An 18,866-nucleotide genomic window follows, 5' to 3' on the forward strand; every position below is an offset into this window, starting at 1 on the left:
AACGCAGATGAACGCAGATGGACGCAGATAAAGGCAGATAATTGGTTTTTATTTATGCCTTGATTTGGTGATTTTGATATTTTTTTATTTTGAGGAAATGATATGAATACCGCAGAATTATTAGTACAGTGTTTAGAAAACGAAGGAGTTCAATATGTTTTTGGACTCCCTGGAGAAGAGAATTTGCACGTTTTGGAAGCTTTAAAAACATCCTCAATTCAATTTATTACTACCCGTCATGAACAGGGTGCAGCCTTCATGGCTGATGTTTATGGGAGGTTAACAGGAAAAGCCGGAGTATGTCTTTCTACCCTTGGTCCTGGGGCAACTAATTTAATGACTGGGGTGGCAGATGCTAACTTAGATGGTGCGCCATTGGTGGCAATTACGGGGCAGGTGGGAACAGATAGAATGCACATTGAATCCCATCAATATTTAGATTTGGTGGCAATGTTTGCCCCAGTTACTAAGTGGAATAAACAGATTGTCAGACCGAGTATTACACCGGAAGTTGTGAGAAAAGCCTTCAAGCGATCGCAAACAGAAAAACCCGGTGCTGTTCACATTGACTTACCAGAAAATATTGCCGCCATGCCTGTCGAAGGCAAACCTTTAAATAAGGATAATAGCGAAAAAACCTATGCTTCCTTTGCCAGTATTCGCGCCGCTGCTGGGGCAATTTCCCAAGCCGTTAATCCCATCATTTTAGTGGGAAATGGAGCAATTCGCGCCCATGCTAGTGATGCAGTTACGCAATTTGCCACCCAAATGAATATTCCTGTTGTGAATACTTTTATGGGTAAAGGAGTCATTCCCTATACTCATCCCTTAGCACTTTGGTCTGTGGGATTACAACAACGAGATTTCATTACCTGCGGCTTTGATAGTACAGATTTAGTCATAGCAATTGGTTATGATTTAATTGAATTTTCCCCCAAAAAATGGAATCCAGAAGGGACAATTCCTATTATCCATATTGCGGCAACTTCTTCGGAAATTGATAGTAGTTATATTCCCCAAGTAGAAATAGTTGGCGATATTTCTGATTCTCTTAATGAAATATTAAAATTAGCAGACAGACACAATAAACCCAATCCCTATTCTATTAGCTTACGTTCTAACATTCGCGCTGATTACGAAGAATATGCCAACGATGATGAATTTCCCATTAAACCGCAGAAACTAATTTATGACTTGCGGCAAGTTATGGGACCAGATGATATTGTAATTTCTGATGTTGGCGCCCATAAAATGTGGATTGCTAGACATTATCATTGTCATAGTCCCAATACTTGCATTATTTCCAATGGTTTTGCTGCCATGGGTATTGCGATTCCTGGTGCATTAGCCGCAAAATTAGTTTATCCAGATCGGAAAGTTGTCGCTGCCACTGGTGACGGTGGTTTTATGATGAATTGTCAAGAATTAGAAACTGCTTTGCGAGTAGGAACACCATTTGTTACCCTGATTTTTAATGACGGTGGCTATGGTTTAATTGAGTGGAAACAAGAAAACCAATTTGGGGCTGGTAACTCATCTTTTGTCCATTTTGGTAATCCTGATTTTGTCAAATTTGCTGAAAGTATGGGATTAAAAGGTTATCGAGTGGAATCTGTAGCAGACTTTGTTCCCCTACTTAAAGAAGCTTTGGCACAAGATGTACCAGCGGTGATAGATTGTCGGGTAGATTATCGAGAAAACCGTCGGTTTACCAAAAAAGCCGGTGAGTTAAGCTGCGAAATTTAAATATTTGTAGGGGCGGGGAAACTCCGTCCCCTGCTGACAATTTTTTTTGTATTAACTTTCAGCAACAAACATCACAGATTTCTCAACTTGAAAGTGTTATTCATAAATAAATCGTCTTAACTGTGATTTTTGTGATATACATCATAATCATCATAGAAATCAAATAAATCATAGTTTAGATTTTTTTGTGATCAAGATGATTTTTTATGATTACCTATAATTTTAATCACAATAATCATTGAAATCAAATAAATCATAGTTTAGACAACTTAATAATATTGGGGATGAATTTTGAAAAGATGCTATTTTCTCAACATTCATGCAAATTTGTCAAAATCCCAATTGTTCCAACCCCTTCAACCCGAAAACCTCTAAATCTTGTCTGAGTTGTCAAGAAAGTAATTTTGGGGAAATGCTGCGAAACCGTTACCGGGTTTTGAGGTTATTAGGTGAAGGTGGATTTAGCAGAACCTACGCTGCTGAAGATGTAGATAGACTGAATGCACCCTGTGTAATTAAGCAATTTTTCCCCCAAGTTCAGGGAACTGGACAACGTGCCAAAGCAGCGGAATTTTTCAGAGAAGAAGCTTTTAGACTCTACGATTTGGGAGAAAACCATGCCCAAATTCCCCGACTTTTAGCTTACTTTGAACAAGGTTCCAGTTTGTATTTAGTACAGGAATTTATTATTGGGAAAACTCTTCTCGAAGAACTGCAAAATCAAGCTTATGATGAAACCCAAGTTCGGCAACTTTTAGCTGACTTATTACCAGTTATAGATTTTGTTCACAAACATAATGTAATTCACCGCGATATCAAACCAGAAAACATTGTGCGTCGAGATAGTGATAGAAAACCCGTATTAATTGATTTTGGAGGTGCGAAACAAGTTACTCAAACCAGTATAGCTAGACAAGCAACAGCTATTTATACCCTTGGTTATGCCCCAACTGAACAAATGGCTGGGTTTGCTTGTCAAGCAAGTGATTTATATGCCTTGGGTGTCACTTGTGTACGCTTATTAACTCAAGATCTGCCATTACAAAATGATTATGGACAACTTCAAGATCATCTTTATGATGCCATGAATGCTAAATGGTTATGGGAAGAACGTTTACGAATCAAAGGAATTACTATTAGTGATGAATTAAAGCAAATCCTAGATAAGTTACTCCAACATTTTGCACATGATAGATATCAATCAGCAATGGATGTTTTGGATGATTTGAACTTTCCTAAATCTCCCGTAGTCATTAAATTTTCTTCCTTTCCTAAACCACCATTAATACTTTCACCTTCCCCAAAAATTACTGTTCCCTTACCTTCCTTGTCCAACTTTGATTTTTATGTAATTACCGTAGATACTTCGGGGAGAGAAGTTAACCGTGATAGACGGAATACTAAATATTTTAAAGAAGAACTAGGCAGAAATACAACTTTAGAAATGGTATCAATTCCCAATGGGAATTTTATCATGGGTTCTCTAAGTTGTGAAGGTGATGATGATGAACGTCCTCAACATCAAGTCATAGTTCCAGCGTTTTTCATGGGAAAATATCCTATTACCCAATTACAGTGGAGAACCATAGCAGCTTTACCTCCAGTTCAACAAGAATTGCCCCCTAACCCCTCAAAATTTAAAGGTGCAAATTTGCCTGTCGAAAATGTTTCTTGGTATGAAGCTGTGGAATTTTGTGCCAGATTGGCAATTAAAACTGGGAGAGAATATCGTTTACCTAGTGAAGCCGAATGGGAGTATGCTTGTCGCGCAGGAACTACCACATCTTTCCATTTTGGAGAAACTATTACTTCTGATTTAATTAACTGTAGCGGTAGCGATACTTATTCTGTAGAACCAAAAAGTAGATTTCGGAAAGAAACAACTAATGTTGGTTATTTTGAAGTTGCGAATGCTTTTGGTTTATATGATATGCACGGGTTAGTCTGGGAATGGTGTGCAGATTCTTGGCATAATAACTATCATGGCGCACCTACAAATGGTAATGTCTGGGAAGATGGAGGTGATAAACATCGTCGGGTTTTAAGGGGTGGTGCATGGAATTTTGGGGCAGAACTTTGTCGCAGCGCTAGTAGAAGTTGGAATGAAGCAGACGGTGGTTTAAGAATGTGTGGGTTTCGGGTAGTATTTTCTGTTTAAATTGAATTAGTAGTGAGGACTTTAGTCCTCAAAGTTAACAACAACTAATCTAAATTAAATTCCACAAATTCCGGTAATCCTGGATATATCATGTTCCGATCTATGGCTGAGAAAATTTTATTATTAGTATGATCAGAATTTAAACAGCGACAAACTAATTGGGCAACATCTGCACGATGAATAGTACCCACAATCTGAGGATTTTCGGTGATAATTCCGTTGTTGGTTGCTGGTGCTGATTTTAAACCACCAGGACGGATAATTGTATAGTTAAGTCCGCTGGAAATTAAATATTGTTCTGCTTTTTCTTTTTCAATTAAAACTGGTTTGAGTGCTTCTAAAGCTTGGGGCGGTAAAGCCACCACACTATCACCACTACCAATGGAAGTTACGAGAATAAACTTTTTAACTCCTGCTTTGACTGCGGCATCAATGAGGTTTTTATTACCGATATAATCAGGTTTGATATTATCTGTAGGTAAACCACCTAATGTACTGATAACGGCTTGAATAGGTTCATTTCCTAAAATTGCCTGTTCAATATCAGTTACATTTAACGCATCTCCTAGAATTGGATAAACACCCATTGCTTTTGCTACCACAGCAGCGGCTTCTGTTCTCAACAGGGCTTTAACTTGAATTTGTTGTGCTATCAAATATTTAGCGATTTCTTGCCCAACACCGCGACTAGCACCAGCTAGAAAAATGGAAGATGAGATTAACATAATTAGTCTATAAAAAAGATGCTATACTTACATTTAGCACAAAACTGTCATTTTAGAATGGAACTATTTCAAAGGCAAAAGTACCAATTAAACGTTCATCAATATAGACTTCTATTTGATGTTTACCCAAAGGATCTCCAGCAGCAATAGTCCAAAAATTTTCAATTACACCATTCACAGGTGTTACTGTGCGCGTGGAAGTTGCTGTTTTTCCATCTTTTGATATGGAGAAATTTTTATTATTTTCTGTTGTCCAAGTTTCGGGGGCTTGTGGTAAAGTTAAAACTTCCCGCCATTTAACTTTACCTTTAATGTTACCTTGATAGTTGTCAAATGTAATTCTCCAACCATAAGCATCACCTTCTTTTAAGGGAACTGTAGTTGTTGGAAAAAAATTAACTTTCCCTTCTGGGTTGACTATCTTTACGCCAAATTCACTCTTATTAACAACTATTTGCTCATTAATAATTGGTTGATCATAATTTATTGTACTTCCTGCCAAAGCCATGTTAGACTTATGGGAAATCGGAGTTATTATCGGCAATATCAAAGAAATCAAAACTAATAAAAACTGGAAATTTATAATTTTCATCAAATTTATTTTCTAGTAAGTAAGTAGGATACAAAATATATATATCCTACTAGAAAAAAGTATTTTTGGCAATAGTTAATCTTCATCAAGTGCAGGTAAAAATTCTTCAAATTGCCACAATTGATCTTTCTTTTCTAGAAACCAAATTCGAGTTTCTGTGGTTAATTTACCCCAGATTACATCAACAGGAACATGGGGAGAAGCATATTGAAACTCTTCACCAATAATTCTGAGATTATCCTCTATATTCCGAGGCATACCAAAATCTTGCCAATCAATTTTGACATTCCTGCCGGTAACGCCAGCAGTCGGATCAAAAACTAATTGTGCGGCTCTAATTAAGTCAGCAAAGTGTTGTGCTTTTAATCCAATTACTTCTTGGATTTGAGGTGATTTTTGAGGATCTTGAGACATTTTCGCTGGAGTTATGTAGATGTATAATTTGGAAAAATTACTGCCAGAGATGATCCCAGTATCTCTACTTTAACTCAAAAAATCCCCAAGAAATCAATATTTTCAAGTTAATTATGCAGTTTCTACAAAAACTGTAACTGCGGCTACAGCTATCAACATTTCATCATTTTTATCGTTGAGAGAAGCAATTGCTAAACCATTAACTACCATTCCCCCTGCTTCTAAGATGAGGGTTTTTTGACCAAAGGGAAGAACAGCTAATACTTCTGTTTCCCGTACTTGTTCGGGGTAAGGAACGGCAATTTTGACTTCTATAATCATTTCATTGGGATCTTTTAAGCCCGCTACTTCCATAATACCAGGCAACGCATTGTGAGCGATCGCATTCCTAACTGCTCTTGCTGCTGCTACCGTTGGTTCTTGTCCGTGTTGGTCTACACCCATTCCCATTTCGATAATAAACCGTTTTAGTGGCATAGTTAAATTCCAGTAATTGTGTATCTATTAATGTAACGTTGTATGGGGTGGTTATGTAATTTTTCTTAATTTAAGGTCAAATGCTAAAACTGTCATCAATAATTCTCGGTTTTCATCATCACGTTGATGTAACTTAAATCTAAATTCATGTTCCACCTCAGAACCTAGTGTAATTCTATAATTTGGATGTTATTTAACAGCTTATTAGCTTATGTAATTGTCAAGAAATTTTTACTCTTCTCCAAATATAATTATGGCAAATCTGACATCTTTATACAGGAATACTGCGCTATTTACTATTTAGCCGTGTTTGATTAACTACTATTTACTATGATTCATTTTTAACTAGTGTCAGTTCAGAAAGTGTCACTCTCTACACTAGCCATTTGATTTTAAAAGAGATATCCTTAGTAAATGCAAGGAGTGATACCACTTCAGCTTATATTTGTTACAATTTTCCTAGCACTACTTATACTTTTTGTTATTTAAGTTGCGGGTTTCAAATGTTACAAAAATAGTGAATTGGTAGAAAGTTATACGGGGAAACGCTTGAGTTACAAAACTCAGGCGTTTTTTATGGGCTGATTTAGCTCTGAACTTAATTGCTCTCAAGCCGCATAAACGCCTCTTTTTTCAACGTGGCTTTCAGGCTCTATCCCTTATGAAACAAGCTGTTTAGCCACCTTGTCACCCGTTAAGTTAGAAAACAATCTTAGAGAAGCAATTGAATTATATCTGAGACCAATTCCTAATCAGTCGTGATTAATTTATCACAAATTATACTCAATAAAACTAAGAAAATAAAATTTTATGTTTTCAATAGTCGGTTTTAACCGACTTTAGCTATAAGACAGGGAATTTATTCCCTGGATTTTGGAACATCAATTTTGAATATACAAATCTGCTAATTATATATCTTGACAATAGCACAAAATTTCAAGATGTCAATACCCTAGCAAATTCGTTAGCTTATTGATTCCATTCTCAATAATCTTGAGAATTAACTCAGAATATTCTCAATAAACACAAGGATGTGATTTTTTTGAAAAAGAGAGATTGAAAAAACTTATATGTCTGATGTCAGACTACCACGATATGCCACAATCCGAGAAACATCAATTGCACGCACTTGATCTAATAAAGCAATTGACGGTGATTTTAATCCAGCGACACCAGCCGAAAATTGCATATATAAATCAGGGGAGTTCCCAGCCCATTCTTGCCCTCTATCTGTTGTCATTGATACAACGAAAACAAGAGGAAAGCGCAGCTTTCCTAAACGACTTGGCAACCGTTTATTCATCTCTGTAATACTCTGAATAGTTTTTAGTATGGGTTAATCTCAGAACGCTTTTTAGGAATGTAAAATATCACACAAAATATCCACAATTAAGGTTTGAGTCTTTAACGATAATAAGCCTAGCTCACGCTGAATAAGTGAGGATCGAAGTGTTACCAAATGATCAAGTCTGATGGTTGATGATTTACGAAGACCACTCATAATAAAATCTGGATTTTCTGGTCTGAGAATAATATCTGTATGAAGGGGATTTTCGGGAATACGGCTGGTGATGAGGGCAAAAATAATGTGCTGATATGCTCCAATTGTATTGGTTAGACAATAGGCAGGACGGACTTTACTGGAAGATAAATCGTCAAAGGGAAATTGAATTAAAACGATTTTACCCTTCATAGGCTACAGGTTGTCCATCTTTCAGGGTATAAATATCTTCTTCTGGATCATGCAGAAAAGCAAAGCTAGGGTTATTGGAAACAGCATCTAACCAAGTTTGTTCATTAAGTTCATCTTCTGGCATTAAAAGAATGACGCGCACAACCCTGTCCTTAGCTTGGGGAATGGGATGATCAAGTTTGATTTGCCCTTGGGTATTTAGGATACCAGTGGTTTCAATCGCACGCATAGCTAAATCTAAGAGGGGTGATTTTATTCTAACATTATTTGGCTCGTTTATTGTCGCATGAGAAATTAGTAACTCGCGGACAATTTAGCGATATTTAGCTACACAAGTATCAAGTAAATATTGCATAAATTCAATTAAAAATATTAAACTGAAAATATGGTTTCATCAGGTGGCAGCAATTCGTCTCGATAGGACTCAAAAGTAATACTATCTGCAAAACCTTGATGTTGCAAAATTAGATTTGACCAAGTTCTAGTTTTGTTTTCTAGAAATGTAACTAATACAGTGCCTTCGTGAATGTCCTTTGGGGACTTCCAAATAAAAAAATACTCAACCACCTAACGCAAAAATCTCTCAAACCCTTATTCCTCTGTGTCCTCTGCGCCTCTGTGGTTCGTTAATCAGGATAATTTATTTCTTGGAAGTCCCTTGGTATTTCAGCAAGTTGGATTTTTCCATCTTTATAAATTCCCTGAACAGTTTTTAGCATGGATTAACCTCTATCAATTGGGTGATCATTATTACTATCAATTGTGCCACAAGAAATCGCTTGTTATTACCCAAAAACTAAATGTTACTCATAAATCTTACTACGATGAGCGATCAGAATAATATTAACCAAAACTACTTCATCATCAATGGAATAAACAACTCGATAATCTCCAACTCGATAACGATAATAACCTGAATAATTACCTTTTAATGGCTTAATATTAGGATGAAAACTAGGATTTTCTTCAAGTGTTTGAAAACATCTTGCTAATTTTTTCGCTAAGGTTTTATTGCTTTTAGCAAAAACTTTTTCTGCCTCTAATGATAATTGAACTTTATACGTCATCTCTAATCATCCGCCAATCTTTTACCTTCCCTTCTTGAACTTGTTGTTTTGCTTGTTCAAAAGCAGATTCAAACCCAGAAATTTTTAATAATTCTTCTGTTGCATCTTCATTTTCATCATTAAGTAAATCACGTAAAAATTCAGCAATAACTATTAGTTTTTCTGGAGATAATTTATCAATATTTTGTTTGACTTGATTACGCATTTGAGTTGTATTCATAATCTATATGTCTCATAACTATTCTTATCATATCGCTATTCGCTGTTTGATAACGATTTTACCCTTCATGAGCTACAGGTTGTCCATCTTTCAGGGTATAAATATCTTCTTCTGGATCATGAAGAAAAGCAAGGCTAGGGTTATTTGTAACAGGATCTAACCAAGTTTGTTCATTAAGTTCATCTGCTTGTCTTGCCAAAAAATCAGTTAAAACCTGACGAATTAAATTTTCTTCGGAAATGCCAAGATTATCAGATATTTTTTGCAAAATTTGGTCTTCTGTTTCCGAAAGTGAAATTAGCTTTTCTAACATTGGTAAAATCCTTTCTTAAAATCAGATAACTTAAGGACATAATAACATTATGTCCCTACAATCGCACTACCAAACCCGACCAGCAGGTAATGAAACCCCTTAAATCTTCAGATCCCCGACTTCTCAAAGAAGTCGGGGATCTTTCTCTTATTGACATTTTCCCAATTTGTGTGATATGTTTAGACCAATGCCTCTATATCTTTCTGGAAAAAAACTTTCCGCCAGAGGCGGAGGGGTTAAGAAGGGAAAAGAGAAAGAAGGGCAGAGGGTAAAAGAATAAAAGTATAAAGGGCTACAAAGTCCTGAACGAAGACACGACCCGAAAACCGTAGTGGTAGTTGCGAGAGCCACGCAAATACCCATTGCGACCCGCAGACAGACAATACCCAGCGAGGAAGTTCCAAGAACCGCCGCGCAAGAGTCTCCTAACGCTACCGCTCTGACTGTTCCAAGCACTGCCATCTTTAGGCGCATTTATATAATTTTCATGCCAGTCATCTTCGCACCATTCACAGACATTCCCGTGCATATCGTACAAACCAAAAGCGTTAGGGGGAAAAGTTCCTACATCTGTGGTTTCTTGTCGATATTTGCCTTTTGGTGCGGAGTTGTAGGGGTAATTACCATCATAATTAACTAAATCTGTGGTGATGTTGTCACCAAAAGAAAATGGCGTTTTTGTCCCGGCTCTACAAGCATACTCCCACTCGGCTTCACTGGGCAATCTGTAGTTTTTTCCTGTCTTTTGAGTTAACTTTTGACAGAATGCGACTGCATCATCCCAACTAACATTTTCAACTGGGCGGTTATCGCCTTTGAAAGCAGAGAGATTAACACCCATGATAGCTTGATATTGTGCCTGTGTCAATTGATATTTTCCCATAAAGAAGCTGGGAACTGTGACTTGATGTTGAGGACTTTCATTACTACTTCTTTCCGCTTCATTTTCCGGTGAACCCATGAGAAAAGTTCCTCCGGGTATGGCTATCATTTCCAATTTAATCCCATTTCCTAAGTCTTCGGTAAATGATGATGTGGGATTGATATTTAAGTTGGTATTTGTTGGTGGTTTAGGTAGGTTTGTTGGTGGAGAAATAAACTGAGAAATTTGTGGAAAAGCCTGTTCTTTCGCTTGTTCTCGAAGCAGTTTAAGTTTCTCATCTTTGATAGATTCCTGCACCTGAACAACAATCTCCCGCCGTGCAGCAGCCTTAACATAACCCAAACCAATAGCCCGCTCAAAATCTTGACAAGCCGCCTCAAAATCACGCCGCTTATAGAAATCCTCACCCCGGCGATAATAGGCATTCCCCATATCCACCCTGTCAGTAATTCCCAGCAACTCCCAAACCTGATAAAGAGAATTAAAATATGACTCATCCTCTGGTTTTGCCACCTCCACCAACAAAGGCATAACAGGCGTAGAAAACTGCCAATCTATCCCTCGATAGGACAACCAAACCTTGAGAGAAGCATTAACCTGGGCAATACCAGCCTCATGGCTAGGAAGTTTGATTAAACTAGCCGCCAACTCCAACCGTAATTCAGACTCCCAATCAGGAACTTGTCTGATTAGCGCCTCATATAGTGCCTGATAAATCTGCACACTTCCATCAATAAACTGTCTCTTTATTTCCTCACTCATGCCTGAAAGCAACCCCGGCAACAATTCAGGTAATAAAGGTGACAGATGACGATCTGGACTCGTATTCAGTAAAAAATATTCATCCGTCACCCACCCAGCAATCATAATGTGACAGAGAGCCACAAAACGTTTAAGTTGATCCCAATCTTTAGGCGCAATATGATAATTTCGAGCTAATTCACGAATATCATCACCGCGATTTAGCCACATCTGTTCCCGTTTAATTACCGCTTGATTAGCTTGGTATTTAGCCACAAACTCCTCACCATAATCAGCAATCCATTCAGCTTCGCTAGTCCCCTCTTCAGCGCGATTACGAAACCAATTCTCAGTCCGCTCTTTCACAAAACCATACAAAACTTCTAACCAAGAAAAACGCATACAGGTGTCATAGCGTTGTTTAACATCTCCCAAACCCCAATAGGCATAGCTAATAGATAAATTTTCCCCTTCTAAAGTAGATTCTAAAATCAGTGTCGGTTCACTCTGTAAGCCCAGAAAAATTTGCCTTGCAGCAGCTTCACTATTAAATTGTTTACTCGTCCATGCACCAGCCAAATAATCAATGTGGCGATGATGAGTTTGGTATTGCTGAAAGAATTGCCGTAACTCTTCTTTCAAATACTGTTCCATTTCTGGAAAGCCTTTAGCATTGGTAGGTTTCCGACTGTCATCGTAATCTAAAACAGGAGGCGAAACAAAGACATTTAAAGGCAAAATATCCCCATACATTCCTCTTTTTAATAAATCCTCTGCCACCAACCAAATCGCCGAATTTTTTTCTCGTTTTTGTTCATGGATGACATCAATGGCAGTTTGGCGATCAAATTGTCTTAATTCCCTTGCCAGATCAATATCTTGGGCTTTGAGTTGGATTTGCAGTTCTTTTTGTTTTTCAAAGAAATACTTTTGCATATCTGCTTTAAAAACTTCAATCTTTTCAGTAAAGGCGCGACTAAGTTCACCCTGTTGAGATTGAAATTCTTGATTTAATTCCACTAATCTGACTTGCAAATCTCGATCTAAATCTTTCTGTTCTTTTTGAAATGATAAAGCCTCTTGTTGTTGAGTTCTTTGCAATTCACGATTTAAAGCATTTTCATAAGTTTGAAAATCACGACTCAATTCAGCTAATTGTGCCTGAGCCGCCAAACCTTCTTGTTGTTGTCGAGTTTGACAGACTAATCTGGCGTATTCTATCCTTTCTTGAGTTTCTATTCTCTCTTTTTCTCGGACAACGATTGCTTGATGTTGCTCAACTTGAAGTTTTTGTGCTTTTTCGGTATTTCTTTTGTTCAAAAAAGTATTGCCTATTGCTGCTGTTGCAGTGATTAATGAACCGATACCAAAAGCAATTAATGGAAATGGCATAATTTTAAATTATTAATGATTATTGTTGACAGTTGATTTACTAATAAGGGCGAATAAATCTTCGTCCCTGCTATACTCTCCACACCCGCCAGCCAGGGAATAAATTCCCTGTCTCATAGCTCAAGTCCGTTAAAACGGACTAATAAATTTTCCTAATGTTTAGTCATCTTTAGATGACTTTTGCTATTAGACTGGGAATTCATTCCCAGGCGGGTGAGCTTTTGCTTTAACCCTACCCGCAAAATCAAATAATTAAGCCGTGTTGCGTGTAATTATTGATTAAGATTTTCAGCCGCTTTTTGATGATAATAATCAGCCTCTTTTTGCAAGTAATCCGCCTGACTAAAAGACCCCTCACTTGCCCAACCTGCGGCTCTTTCCTCGTAATGCTTTGCCCAGCCTTCATTCCTAGAGGCTTCCGCATAATCGGGTGTCGCCTCACGAGGCATCACTTCAGCATGAAAATTGCTTGTGGATAAATGACTCTCAAAACTAGGCGTTTCAATATAGCTAGAATTGTGCAAGTGATCAAAATTAGACTGGAAATCACCACTAGAAAAGGAAACACAATCAGAATGTAAAATAGTGTTTGGATGCAAATCGTTTAAAAAACGGGGAGAATGTTGGTCAAGTCCCGGAGAGATTGATTCTACATGACTGGAATAACTTGAATTTAAATCGTGATTAAGATCACTGAAGTTTTGCGCCGCATGATCAGTAACCGCATCTGGGAAATGATGAGTACCGACGATTTCCCCATGATTTAATGCGTCCATCTTATTGACCCTTTAGTTACTAAATTACAGTATAATCTGCCAAATTTAAAAAATCTGGTAAACCCTAAATACTGGTAATTATACACAAAAACAACGCTTTAGTCCAGCCTATAGCGATCGCCATTCTTGTCGGTTAGCTTAATAATTCGTTGTCTTCCTTAACATAATCTATAGGAATAATGGTGATCTTTATATTACACTGCAATAATTGGCGATCGCACTAATAACTTTGAGCCTGAAAATTATTGGGAATATCCAACTCGAAAACTTGATCATGAATACGAGCCACATAAAGCCCTTCTTGCAGAATTTTCTCGCGTAATTCGTTAGACAAATCAACAGAGGCTAATATGCCATAAAGTCGTTTGTTTTTGTGTTCAGGAAAAAAGTTACGAAACCGTTGTAAAATACTTTTGAATTGAGTAATAGAATCTTCCCTTGCATGACTTTTAGCCTCAACAATATAGGCAGTATTTAACTCACCATTAGCATAGGCAAGAACATCAATTTCCATGTGTTGTCCTCCCTTACTAACTCGCACACTGGGACTGATAACTTCCATCCCAAATTGTTGTCCCAAAATAGTTTCCATTGAAGGCAGGGCAAGACCTTCTGTAAAACTGCCAAATTTTGCACCAAGTCCCCCAATTTGTTTACCTAATTCTTTGAGTTGGCGGTCAGTTTCTTTTTGAGCAGTAGCTAATTCTGCCAACAGTTGCCATACGTCTTCTGATGTGGTTGCCATAGATGATTTTTCTCCGTAATAATGTTTATATTACCCTGGACTGGCGATCGCACTAATAACTTTGAGCCTGAAAATTATTGGGAATATCCAACTCAAAAACTTGATCATGAATACGAGCCACATAAAGCCCTTCTTGCAGAATTTTCTCGCGTAATTCGTTAGACAAATCAACAGAGGCTAATATGCCATAAAGTCGTTTGTTTTTGTGTTCAGGAAAAAAGTTACGAAACCGTTGTAAAATACTTTTTAATTGAGTAATAGAATCTTCCCTTGCATGACTTTTAACCTCAACAATATAGGCAGTATTTAACTCACCATTAGCATAAGCAAGAACATCAATTTCCATGTGTTGTCCTCCCTTACTAACTCGCACACTGGGACTGATAACTTCCATCCCAAATTGTTGTCCCAAAATAGTTTCCATTGAAGGCAGGGCAAGACCTTCGGTAAAACTGCCAAATTTTGCACCGAGTCCCCCAATTTGTTTACCTAATTCTTTGAGTTGGCGGTCAGTTGCCTTCTGTTGTTCGGCATTCTCCTTCTGTTGCTGACTAACTTCTTTCAATAGTATGTCAGTTTCTTTTTGAGCAGTAGCTAATTCTGCTAACAGTTGCCATACATCTTCTGATGTTGCCATAAACACTTTTTCTCCGTAATAATGTTTATTATAATCTGCCAAATTTAAAAAATCTGGTAAATCCTAAATACTGGTCATTATACACAAAAATAACGCTTCAGTCCACTCCACCACAGCGCCATAAGTATCTCCTGTATGTCCACCTAACTTATAATTAAACCAAGCTGCGGTAACAACAGAGATCACACTTCCAGCTAAAACCATCCCCACAGATAAAACTAACTTTTGGGGATAAATTAACCAAACAACAGCACTCAAACCCAGCAATAAAAAGAAGCTTGGTAATAAATCTAAATAAGAACGTATCGCTTGTTTATGAACCGCACCTTTACCAGTCGGTTTCAGATAAGGGTATTGACAAATAGCCATTTGTTGTCCCCAACGTCCCCACCCACAAGCAGCCATTAATACAAAATAATGGTTTTCAGCTATCTCTGTTAAAGCTGTTGTTTTCAAAATAATAATCACAATAGCAGACATTGCCCCAAACGCACCAGTAGCACTATCCATCATTACCTCTAACCTGCGTTTCGGATCACCTACTGCTAAACCATCAGCCGTATCCATCGCACCATCTAAATGTAACCCTCCCGTAATTGCTATCCACGCACCTACTACCAAAGCATTACGAGTTAGCACGGGGACACCCAAATAATTCATTCCCGTATCTAATCCACCTAAAATCCCCCCAATCATCAACCCAATCACCGGTGCAAAACAAGCAACCTTCTGGAAGTCCAAATTTTGCAGATAGGGTAAGGGAATAGCTGTATAGAAAATCACAGCCGCAACTAAATTTAGCAATTGCTGTTGCCACCAGCGCAAAACATTAGCCATACTTTAGAAAGAGTTCAATTAGCTAAATACTTCCAGTATTCATGAATATAAATGTTCTCATCATAAATCACTCCCAGGCTGACAATCTACCTCAAAAGATGAGACGATCGCCTCCTAAACTTGATATTTTGGAACTATGGGAAATTAACAATCCATCTCATTGATTGTCTGGCTGCGTTGTCACTCACCTTCCATAACCCGCTATTTCTCTGTCAGTAACCCAGCCCTAAAGGGACTGGGCTTGCAAGAGTAATCAAGCAAGCCGTACTGACCAGACCACCCTGAGCGAAGTCGAAGGGTAGCCGTTATTTGAGTCACGACACCCCGGAATGCGAAGCTAGTTCCCTGCTCTGTCGCTTGTGATTAAACAGTTCTAAGGTCACTGGAACAGTGTTGCAAGCCTAACAAGCTCTTATAACAGGTCGTTCGCGCAGCGTGCCGTAGGCATCTAGCTAACATTACCCCAGAAATGGGAGTTGGTTTCCAGGTTCCAATCAAAAATCTGGCTTCAATTTTAATATCCACAGCGGTTAAAACCGCTCGTGTCGTTTCCCTCTCAGGTCTAAAGACGCGCTTGTTTCCCACTTACCGGGTATTCTTATGAGTCATCATCTACCCCACACCAAAATACCAGCCCCGTGCATAGTCAACATGGGCATAGTTGTTAATAAACTCGATATCCGCCAATTGCTGCGTGATTTAGGTAGAGTCCACTACATTTACACCCAAGAAAACAAGCTACTAAGTGAGGGTGACGGAGATGTAATGGAAGTATTCGCTAATTCCCATCGGTCTACCCTAGTCACTAACCATGCACTATATGTGAATGTGGATAGTTTTGATTATCTGGAATTAAAACAATCTCCACAGCAAGAAACCTACTTTGACTTGATTCAAGAGCAAATGTGTTTACGCTTGATTCCTCTTTCCACACCTTTGCAAGCCCGACGCGATCGCCAATTTAACGTTACGGTTATAGAAGCGATGATGGATCAAGTCTTAGCAGCTAGATGGGATGCGGAAATTGATGACGACTGCTGTGATTCTTTTTAAAGGAGTCAGCACTATGGCTAACGCCACGCTACGCTATCGACTTCGCTCAGTGACCGTCAGGAGAAAGAATGAGGTAGAAGTAGGACTTACGCATAATTCATGGAATAACGAACCACAGAGGCACAGAGAAATGAGGGTTTGAGGGATATTTTGCGTAATTCCTGAGAAGAAAGGCGGTATCACAAAACCTTAACTAAAGAAATCATATCCTCTTTGGGGTCATAGTGGATTGCGGGGTATGACCCTCACAAGACAAAAACCCCCACGAACGCCCTAAGTAACACCAAAAATGTTAAGTTGATGGATAAATTTAGCTAATTAGTATTTTTGCCTTGAGCGCCAATTTTTCCTTTGAAAGTCTCGCTACCTGTAGCCAGACCAAAGCTAGAGCCGGAATATTTTCTACTCCCCACGGAATTGTAGAAACACCCAGGTTTATGCCTGTGGGAACATTAGCTAATGTCAAAACTATCACCCCTGCCCAACTGGGAGCAACAGGAGCGCAGATGGTTTTAGCTAATACCTATCATTTACATCTCCAACCGGGAGAAGCCATTGTTGCTGGTGGTGGTGGACTACATAAATTCATGGGTTGGTCTGGACCAATGCTTACAGATTCCGGTGGATTTCAGGTTTTCAGTCTGAGCGAAATGCGGAAAATTACTGAAGAAGGTGTAACTTTCCGTTCTCCTCATGATGGGCAAATCATTAAATTAACGCCAGAACGCTCTATTGAAATTCAGAATATTTTAGGGGCGGATGTGATCATGGCTTTTGATGAATGTCCTCCCTATCCTGCCACTCGTCAGGAAGTTGAAGCCGCCACTGACCGAACCTATCGCTGGTTAAAACGCTCTATATCCGCCCATCAACGCCAGGATCAGGCATTGTTTCCCATTGTCCAGGGGGGAGTATATTTAGACTTACGCGCCCGTGCTGCTCAAGAATTGGCGCAGTTGGATATGCCGGGATATGCCATTGGTGGGGTCAGCGTGGGTGAACCAACGGATTTAATGGCGCAAATTGTCCAAACTACAGCGCCGTTGTTACCGATGAATAAACCCCGTTATTTGATGGGTGTGGGAACTTATCGAGAAATGGCTATTGCGATCGCTTCTGGGGTAGATTTATTTGATTGCGTCATTCCCACACGCTGGGCTAGACATGGAACGGCTATTGTCTCCGGTGAACGCTGGAATATCAAAAATGCTAAGTTTCGTGAAGATTTTACACCATTGGATACAACTTGCCCTTGTTACACCTGTGAAAATTTCAGTCGGGCTTATTTATCTCATTTAGTGCGATCGCAGGAAATATTAGCATATACTTTGTTGACTATTCATAACATCACCGAATTAATTCGCTTTACTCAAAAGATTCGCGCATCAATTTTGAGCGATCGCTTTGTTACCGATTTTGGTCATTGGTTAGAACCATCAGCAATTGATTTAGAAAAAACTGAGGACTGATCATTGAGCTAATCATGATAAAATGTATATCGCATATAAAAGATATTTGATTATTAGGTGGATTTAAACAAACATGGAAGCAGCACTATTACTCGCAAAATTGCCTGAAGCTTACCAAATCTTCGACCCCTTGGTAGATGTTTTACCTGTTATTCCCGTCTTCTTCTTGTTACTTGCATTTGTTTGGCAAGCAGCAGTGGGTTTTAGATAAATTACCCATTGCCAATTTTTTGGACAGGTAACATCCACCTGTCCTATTTTTTGGTAAAATTAATAGTTCTTAATATTTTGCAATAAATCCATATAATTAATCCAGTCACATACTAAATTACCAGGAAGCTACGATGGGAAATATCAAATTTGTTCAAGAAAATCAAGAAATAGTCGCCGCAGATGGTGCTAATCTCCGACTTAAAGCTGTAGAAAATGGCATTGATATATATAAATTTTTCGGCAAAATGACCAATTGTGGTGGTGCTGGACAATGTACTACTTGCGTTGTCCAAATCACTGAAGGATTAGAAAACCTGTCTCCGCGTACAGATTTAGAAACCAAAAAATTCAAAAACAAGCCTGATAACTACCGTCTCGCTTGTCAAACCTTAGTTAATGGACCCGTGACTGTTATCACCAAACCTTAAAGGCTGATAAAAAAATTTGGCTTCATTCTGTCATCTATGATGCTATTCTAGAATAGTTGACTCGAAATTACACAAAAGGCTATCTTGCTATGCAAGTTAATGATTTGGGTTTCGTAGCGAGCATTTTGTTCGTATTAGTACCCGCCGTGTTTTTAATCATGCTTTACATCCAAACCTCCAAGACTGAAGGTTAATTAACAGCCTTGCGAACAGCTATTAGCTTTTGTGAGCATTTTAAAATCGGTGGAAAAGATAGTTAATACTTGGGCTATAAAATAAAAACCCCC

The 18,866-nt window shown here is 38.4% G+C and carries 21 protein-coding genes and 1 pseudogene; 7 read left to right on the plus strand and 15 right to left on the minus strand.

The features are described from left to right. Positions 1-102 precede the first annotated feature (102 nt). Both HGD76_RS12820 and HGD76_RS12825 read left to right on the plus strand, forming a co-directional pair. Positions 103-1,746, plus strand: coding sequence for an acetolactate synthase large subunit (locus HGD76_RS12820; RefSeq protein WP_148760599.1), 1,644 nt, complete (start codon positions 103-105; stop codon positions 1,744-1,746). A 319-nt stretch (positions 1,747-2,065) separates the two neighbouring features. Next, positions 2,066-3,904 carry a bifunctional serine/threonine-protein kinase/formylglycine-generating enzyme family protein gene (locus HGD76_RS12825; protein ID WP_168696026.1) on the plus strand — a complete coding sequence of 613 codons (1,839 nt, stop codon included), beginning with the start codon at positions 2,066-2,068 and terminating at the stop codon, positions 3,902-3,904. A gap of 44 nt (positions 3,905-3,948) precedes the next feature. Here HGD76_RS12825 and HGD76_RS12830 read toward each other — a convergent pair whose 3' ends face one another. The 15 genes and pseudogenes from HGD76_RS12830 to cobS all read right to left on the minus strand — a co-directional run bounded on the left by HGD76_RS12830 (position 3,949) and on the right by cobS (position 15,416). Next, positions 3,949-4,629, minus strand: a complete 681-nt coding sequence (locus tag HGD76_RS12830; RefSeq protein ID WP_168696027.1) for an SDR family oxidoreductase — start codon at positions 4,627-4,629, stop codon at positions 3,949-3,951. A gap of 52 nt (positions 4,630-4,681) precedes the next feature. Beyond that, positions 4,682-5,221, minus strand: coding sequence for a PM0630 family protein (locus HGD76_RS12835; protein WP_148760593.1), 540 nt, complete (start codon positions 5,219-5,221; stop codon positions 4,682-4,684). A 75-nt stretch (positions 5,222-5,296) separates the two neighbouring features. After that, entirely contained in the window at positions 5,297-5,635 is a 339-nt protein-coding gene (locus HGD76_RS12840; RefSeq protein ID WP_148760591.1) for a hypothetical protein, read from the minus strand. 111 nt (positions 5,636-5,746) lie between these two features. Further along, positions 5,747-6,112 carry a Lin0512 family protein gene (locus HGD76_RS12845; RefSeq protein WP_148760589.1) on the minus strand — a complete coding sequence of 122 codons (366 nt, stop codon included), beginning with the start codon at positions 6,110-6,112 and terminating at the stop codon, positions 5,747-5,749. A 1,066-nt stretch (positions 6,113-7,178) separates the two neighbouring features. After that, positions 7,179-7,415 carry a type II toxin-antitoxin system PemK/MazF family toxin gene (locus tag HGD76_RS12850; RefSeq protein ID WP_148760587.1) on the minus strand — a complete coding sequence of 79 codons (237 nt, stop codon included), beginning with the start codon at positions 7,413-7,415 and terminating at the stop codon, positions 7,179-7,181. Between the two features lie 51 nt (positions 7,416-7,466). Beyond that, entirely contained in the window at positions 7,467-7,805 is a 339-nt protein-coding gene (locus HGD76_RS12855; protein ID WP_039200251.1) for a type II toxin-antitoxin system PemK/MazF family toxin, read from the minus strand. Further along, positions 7,795-8,034: a hypothetical protein gene (locus HGD76_RS12860; protein WP_039200256.1), complete on the minus strand. Its 240-nt coding sequence runs from the start codon at positions 8,032-8,034 to the stop codon at positions 7,795-7,797. The genes HGD76_RS12855 and HGD76_RS12860 overlap by 11 nt, the downstream gene beginning before the upstream one ends. 574 nt (positions 8,035-8,608) lie before the next feature. After that, positions 8,609-8,872, minus strand: coding sequence for a type II toxin-antitoxin system RelE family toxin (locus tag HGD76_RS12870; RefSeq protein ID WP_053540729.1), 264 nt, complete (start codon positions 8,870-8,872; stop codon positions 8,609-8,611). Further along, positions 8,862-9,092: a hypothetical protein gene (locus HGD76_RS12875; RefSeq protein ID WP_039200252.1), complete on the minus strand. Its 231-nt coding sequence runs from the start codon at positions 9,090-9,092 to the stop codon at positions 8,862-8,864. Before HGD76_RS12875 ends, HGD76_RS12870 begins: the two co-directional genes overlap by 11 nt. Positions 9,093-9,150: 58 nt before the next feature. Then, the gene (locus tag HGD76_RS12880; protein ID WP_168694548.1) at positions 9,151-9,405 is read right to left on the minus strand and encodes a ribbon-helix-helix domain-containing protein; all 255 of its coding nucleotides are present in this window, start codon (positions 9,403-9,405) and stop codon (positions 9,151-9,153) included. Positions 9,406-9,697: 292 nt separating this feature from the next. Next, positions 9,698-10,432 (minus strand): annotated as a pseudogene (locus HGD76_RS26115) (formylglycine-generating enzyme family protein); the annotation flags it as partial. A gap of 2,261 nt (positions 10,433-12,693) precedes the next feature. Then, positions 12,694-13,197, minus strand: coding sequence for a hypothetical protein (locus HGD76_RS12890; protein WP_168696029.1), 504 nt, complete (start codon positions 13,195-13,197; stop codon positions 12,694-12,696). A 220-nt stretch (positions 13,198-13,417) separates the two neighbouring features. After that, on the minus strand, positions 13,418-13,942 hold the full coding sequence (locus tag HGD76_RS12895; protein ID WP_168696030.1) for a DUF3782 domain-containing protein: 525 nt from the start codon (positions 13,940-13,942) through the stop codon (positions 13,418-13,420). A 52-nt stretch (positions 13,943-13,994) separates the two neighbouring features. Beyond that, positions 13,995-14,579 (minus strand): DUF3782 domain-containing protein, encoded by a 585-nt coding sequence (locus HGD76_RS12900; RefSeq protein WP_168696031.1) that lies wholly within the window; start codon positions 14,577-14,579, stop codon positions 13,995-13,997. Between the two features lie 63 nt (positions 14,580-14,642). Next, a complete protein-coding gene (gene cobS, locus HGD76_RS12905; RefSeq protein WP_168696032.1) occupies positions 14,643-15,416 on the minus strand; it encodes an adenosylcobinamide-GDP ribazoletransferase in 774 nt (257 codons plus the stop codon). 600 nt (positions 15,417-16,016) lie between these two features. Between cobS and HGD76_RS12910 the strand changes: the two genes are divergently transcribed. The 5 genes from HGD76_RS12910 (at position 16,017) to psbM (ending at position 18,773) form a co-directional block, all read left to right on the plus strand. Further along, positions 16,017-16,469: a hypothetical protein gene (locus HGD76_RS12910; protein WP_039200255.1), complete on the plus strand. Its 453-nt coding sequence runs from the start codon at positions 16,017-16,019 to the stop codon at positions 16,467-16,469. A 332-nt stretch (positions 16,470-16,801) separates the two neighbouring features. Beyond that, a complete protein-coding gene (gene tgt / locus HGD76_RS12915) occupies positions 16,802-17,938 on the plus strand; it encodes a tRNA guanosine(34) transglycosylase Tgt (protein WP_148760579.1) in 1,137 nt (378 codons plus the stop codon). Between the two features lie 73 nt (positions 17,939-18,011). Continuing rightward, positions 18,012-18,149 carry a photosystem II reaction center protein K gene (locus HGD76_RS12920; protein ID WP_006195022.1) on the plus strand — a complete coding sequence of 46 codons (138 nt, stop codon included), beginning with the start codon at positions 18,012-18,014 and terminating at the stop codon, positions 18,147-18,149. A 133-nt stretch (positions 18,150-18,282) separates the two neighbouring features. Further along, complete coding sequence (locus HGD76_RS12925) at positions 18,283-18,579, plus strand: 2Fe-2S iron-sulfur cluster-binding protein (protein WP_168696033.1); 297 nt, start codon at positions 18,283-18,285, stop codon at positions 18,577-18,579. 89 nt (positions 18,580-18,668) lie between these two features. Next, entirely contained in the window at positions 18,669-18,773 is a 105-nt protein-coding gene (gene psbM / locus HGD76_RS12930; RefSeq protein ID WP_015079946.1) for a photosystem II reaction center protein PsbM, read from the plus strand. The last annotated feature ends 93 nt before the right edge of the window (positions 18,774-18,866 follow it).

This window comes from Dolichospermum flos-aquae CCAP 1403/13F, assembly GCF_012516395.1.
GTDB lineage: Bacteria > Cyanobacteriota > Cyanobacteriia > Cyanobacteriales > Nostocaceae > Dolichospermum > Dolichospermum lemmermannii.

What these genes read in the sequence shown, in the direction of transcription:
- HGD76_RS12820 (WP_148760599.1), top strand. Translation starts at nt 103, where the DNA reads ATGAATACCGCAGAATTATTAGTACAGTGTTTAGAAAACGAAGGAGTT.
- HGD76_RS12870 (WP_053540729.1), bottom strand. Translation starts at nt 8,872, where the DNA reads ATGACGTATAAAGTTCAATTATCATTAGAGGCAGAAAAAGTTTTTGCT.
- HGD76_RS12890 (WP_168696029.1), bottom strand. Translation starts at nt 13,197, where the DNA reads ATGGACGCATTAAATCATGGGGAAATCGTCGGTACTCATCATTTCCCA.
- HGD76_RS12880 (WP_168694548.1), bottom strand. Translation starts at nt 9,405, where the DNA reads ATGTTAGAAAAGCTAATTTCACTTTCGGAAACAGAAGACCAAATTTTG.
- HGD76_RS12900 (WP_168696031.1), bottom strand. Translation starts at nt 14,579, where the DNA reads ATGGCAACATCAGAAGATGTATGGCAACTGTTAGCAGAATTAGCTACT.
- HGD76_RS12850 (WP_148760587.1), bottom strand. Translation starts at nt 7,415, where the DNA reads ATGAATAAACGGTTGCCAAGTCGTTTAGGAAAGCTGCGCTTTCCTCTT.
- HGD76_RS12925 (WP_168696033.1), top strand. Translation starts at nt 18,283, where the DNA reads ATGGGAAATATCAAATTTGTTCAAGAAAATCAAGAAATAGTCGCCGCA.
- HGD76_RS12835 (WP_148760593.1), bottom strand. Translation starts at nt 5,221, where the DNA reads ATGAAAATTATAAATTTCCAGTTTTTATTAGTTTTGATTTCTTTGATA.
- HGD76_RS12895 (WP_168696030.1), bottom strand. Translation starts at nt 13,942, where the DNA reads ATGGCAACCACATCAGAAGACGTATGGCAACTGTTGGCAGAATTAGCT.
- HGD76_RS12920 (WP_006195022.1), top strand. Translation starts at nt 18,012, where the DNA reads ATGGAAGCAGCACTATTACTCGCAAAATTGCCTGAAGCTTACCAAATC.
- HGD76_RS12910 (WP_039200255.1), top strand. Translation starts at nt 16,017, where the DNA reads ATGAGTCATCATCTACCCCACACCAAAATACCAGCCCCGTGCATAGTC.
- HGD76_RS12845 (WP_148760589.1), bottom strand. Translation starts at nt 6,112, where the DNA reads ATGCCACTAAAACGGTTTATTATCGAAATGGGAATGGGTGTAGACCAA.
- HGD76_RS12875 (WP_039200252.1), bottom strand. Translation starts at nt 9,092, where the DNA reads ATGAATACAACTCAAATGCGTAATCAAGTCAAACAAAATATTGATAAA.
- HGD76_RS12840 (WP_148760591.1), bottom strand. Translation starts at nt 5,635, where the DNA reads ATGTCTCAAGATCCTCAAAAATCACCTCAAATCCAAGAAGTAATTGGA.
- HGD76_RS12830 (WP_168696027.1), bottom strand. Translation starts at nt 4,629, where the DNA reads ATGTTAATCTCATCTTCCATTTTTCTAGCTGGTGCTAGTCGCGGTGTT.
- cobS (WP_168696032.1), bottom strand. Translation starts at nt 15,416, where the DNA reads ATGGCTAATGTTTTGCGCTGGTGGCAACAGCAATTGCTAAATTTAGTT.
- HGD76_RS12825 (WP_168696026.1), top strand. Translation starts at nt 2,066, where the DNA reads ATGCAAATTTGTCAAAATCCCAATTGTTCCAACCCCTTCAACCCGAAA.
- HGD76_RS12860 (WP_039200256.1), bottom strand. Translation starts at nt 8,034, where the DNA reads ATGCGTGCGATTGAAACCACTGGTATCCTAAATACCCAAGGGCAAATC.
- HGD76_RS12855 (WP_039200251.1), bottom strand. Translation starts at nt 7,805, where the DNA reads ATGAAGGGTAAAATCGTTTTAATTCAATTTCCCTTTGACGATTTATCT.
- psbM (WP_015079946.1), top strand. Translation starts at nt 18,669, where the DNA reads ATGCAAGTTAATGATTTGGGTTTCGTAGCGAGCATTTTGTTCGTATTA.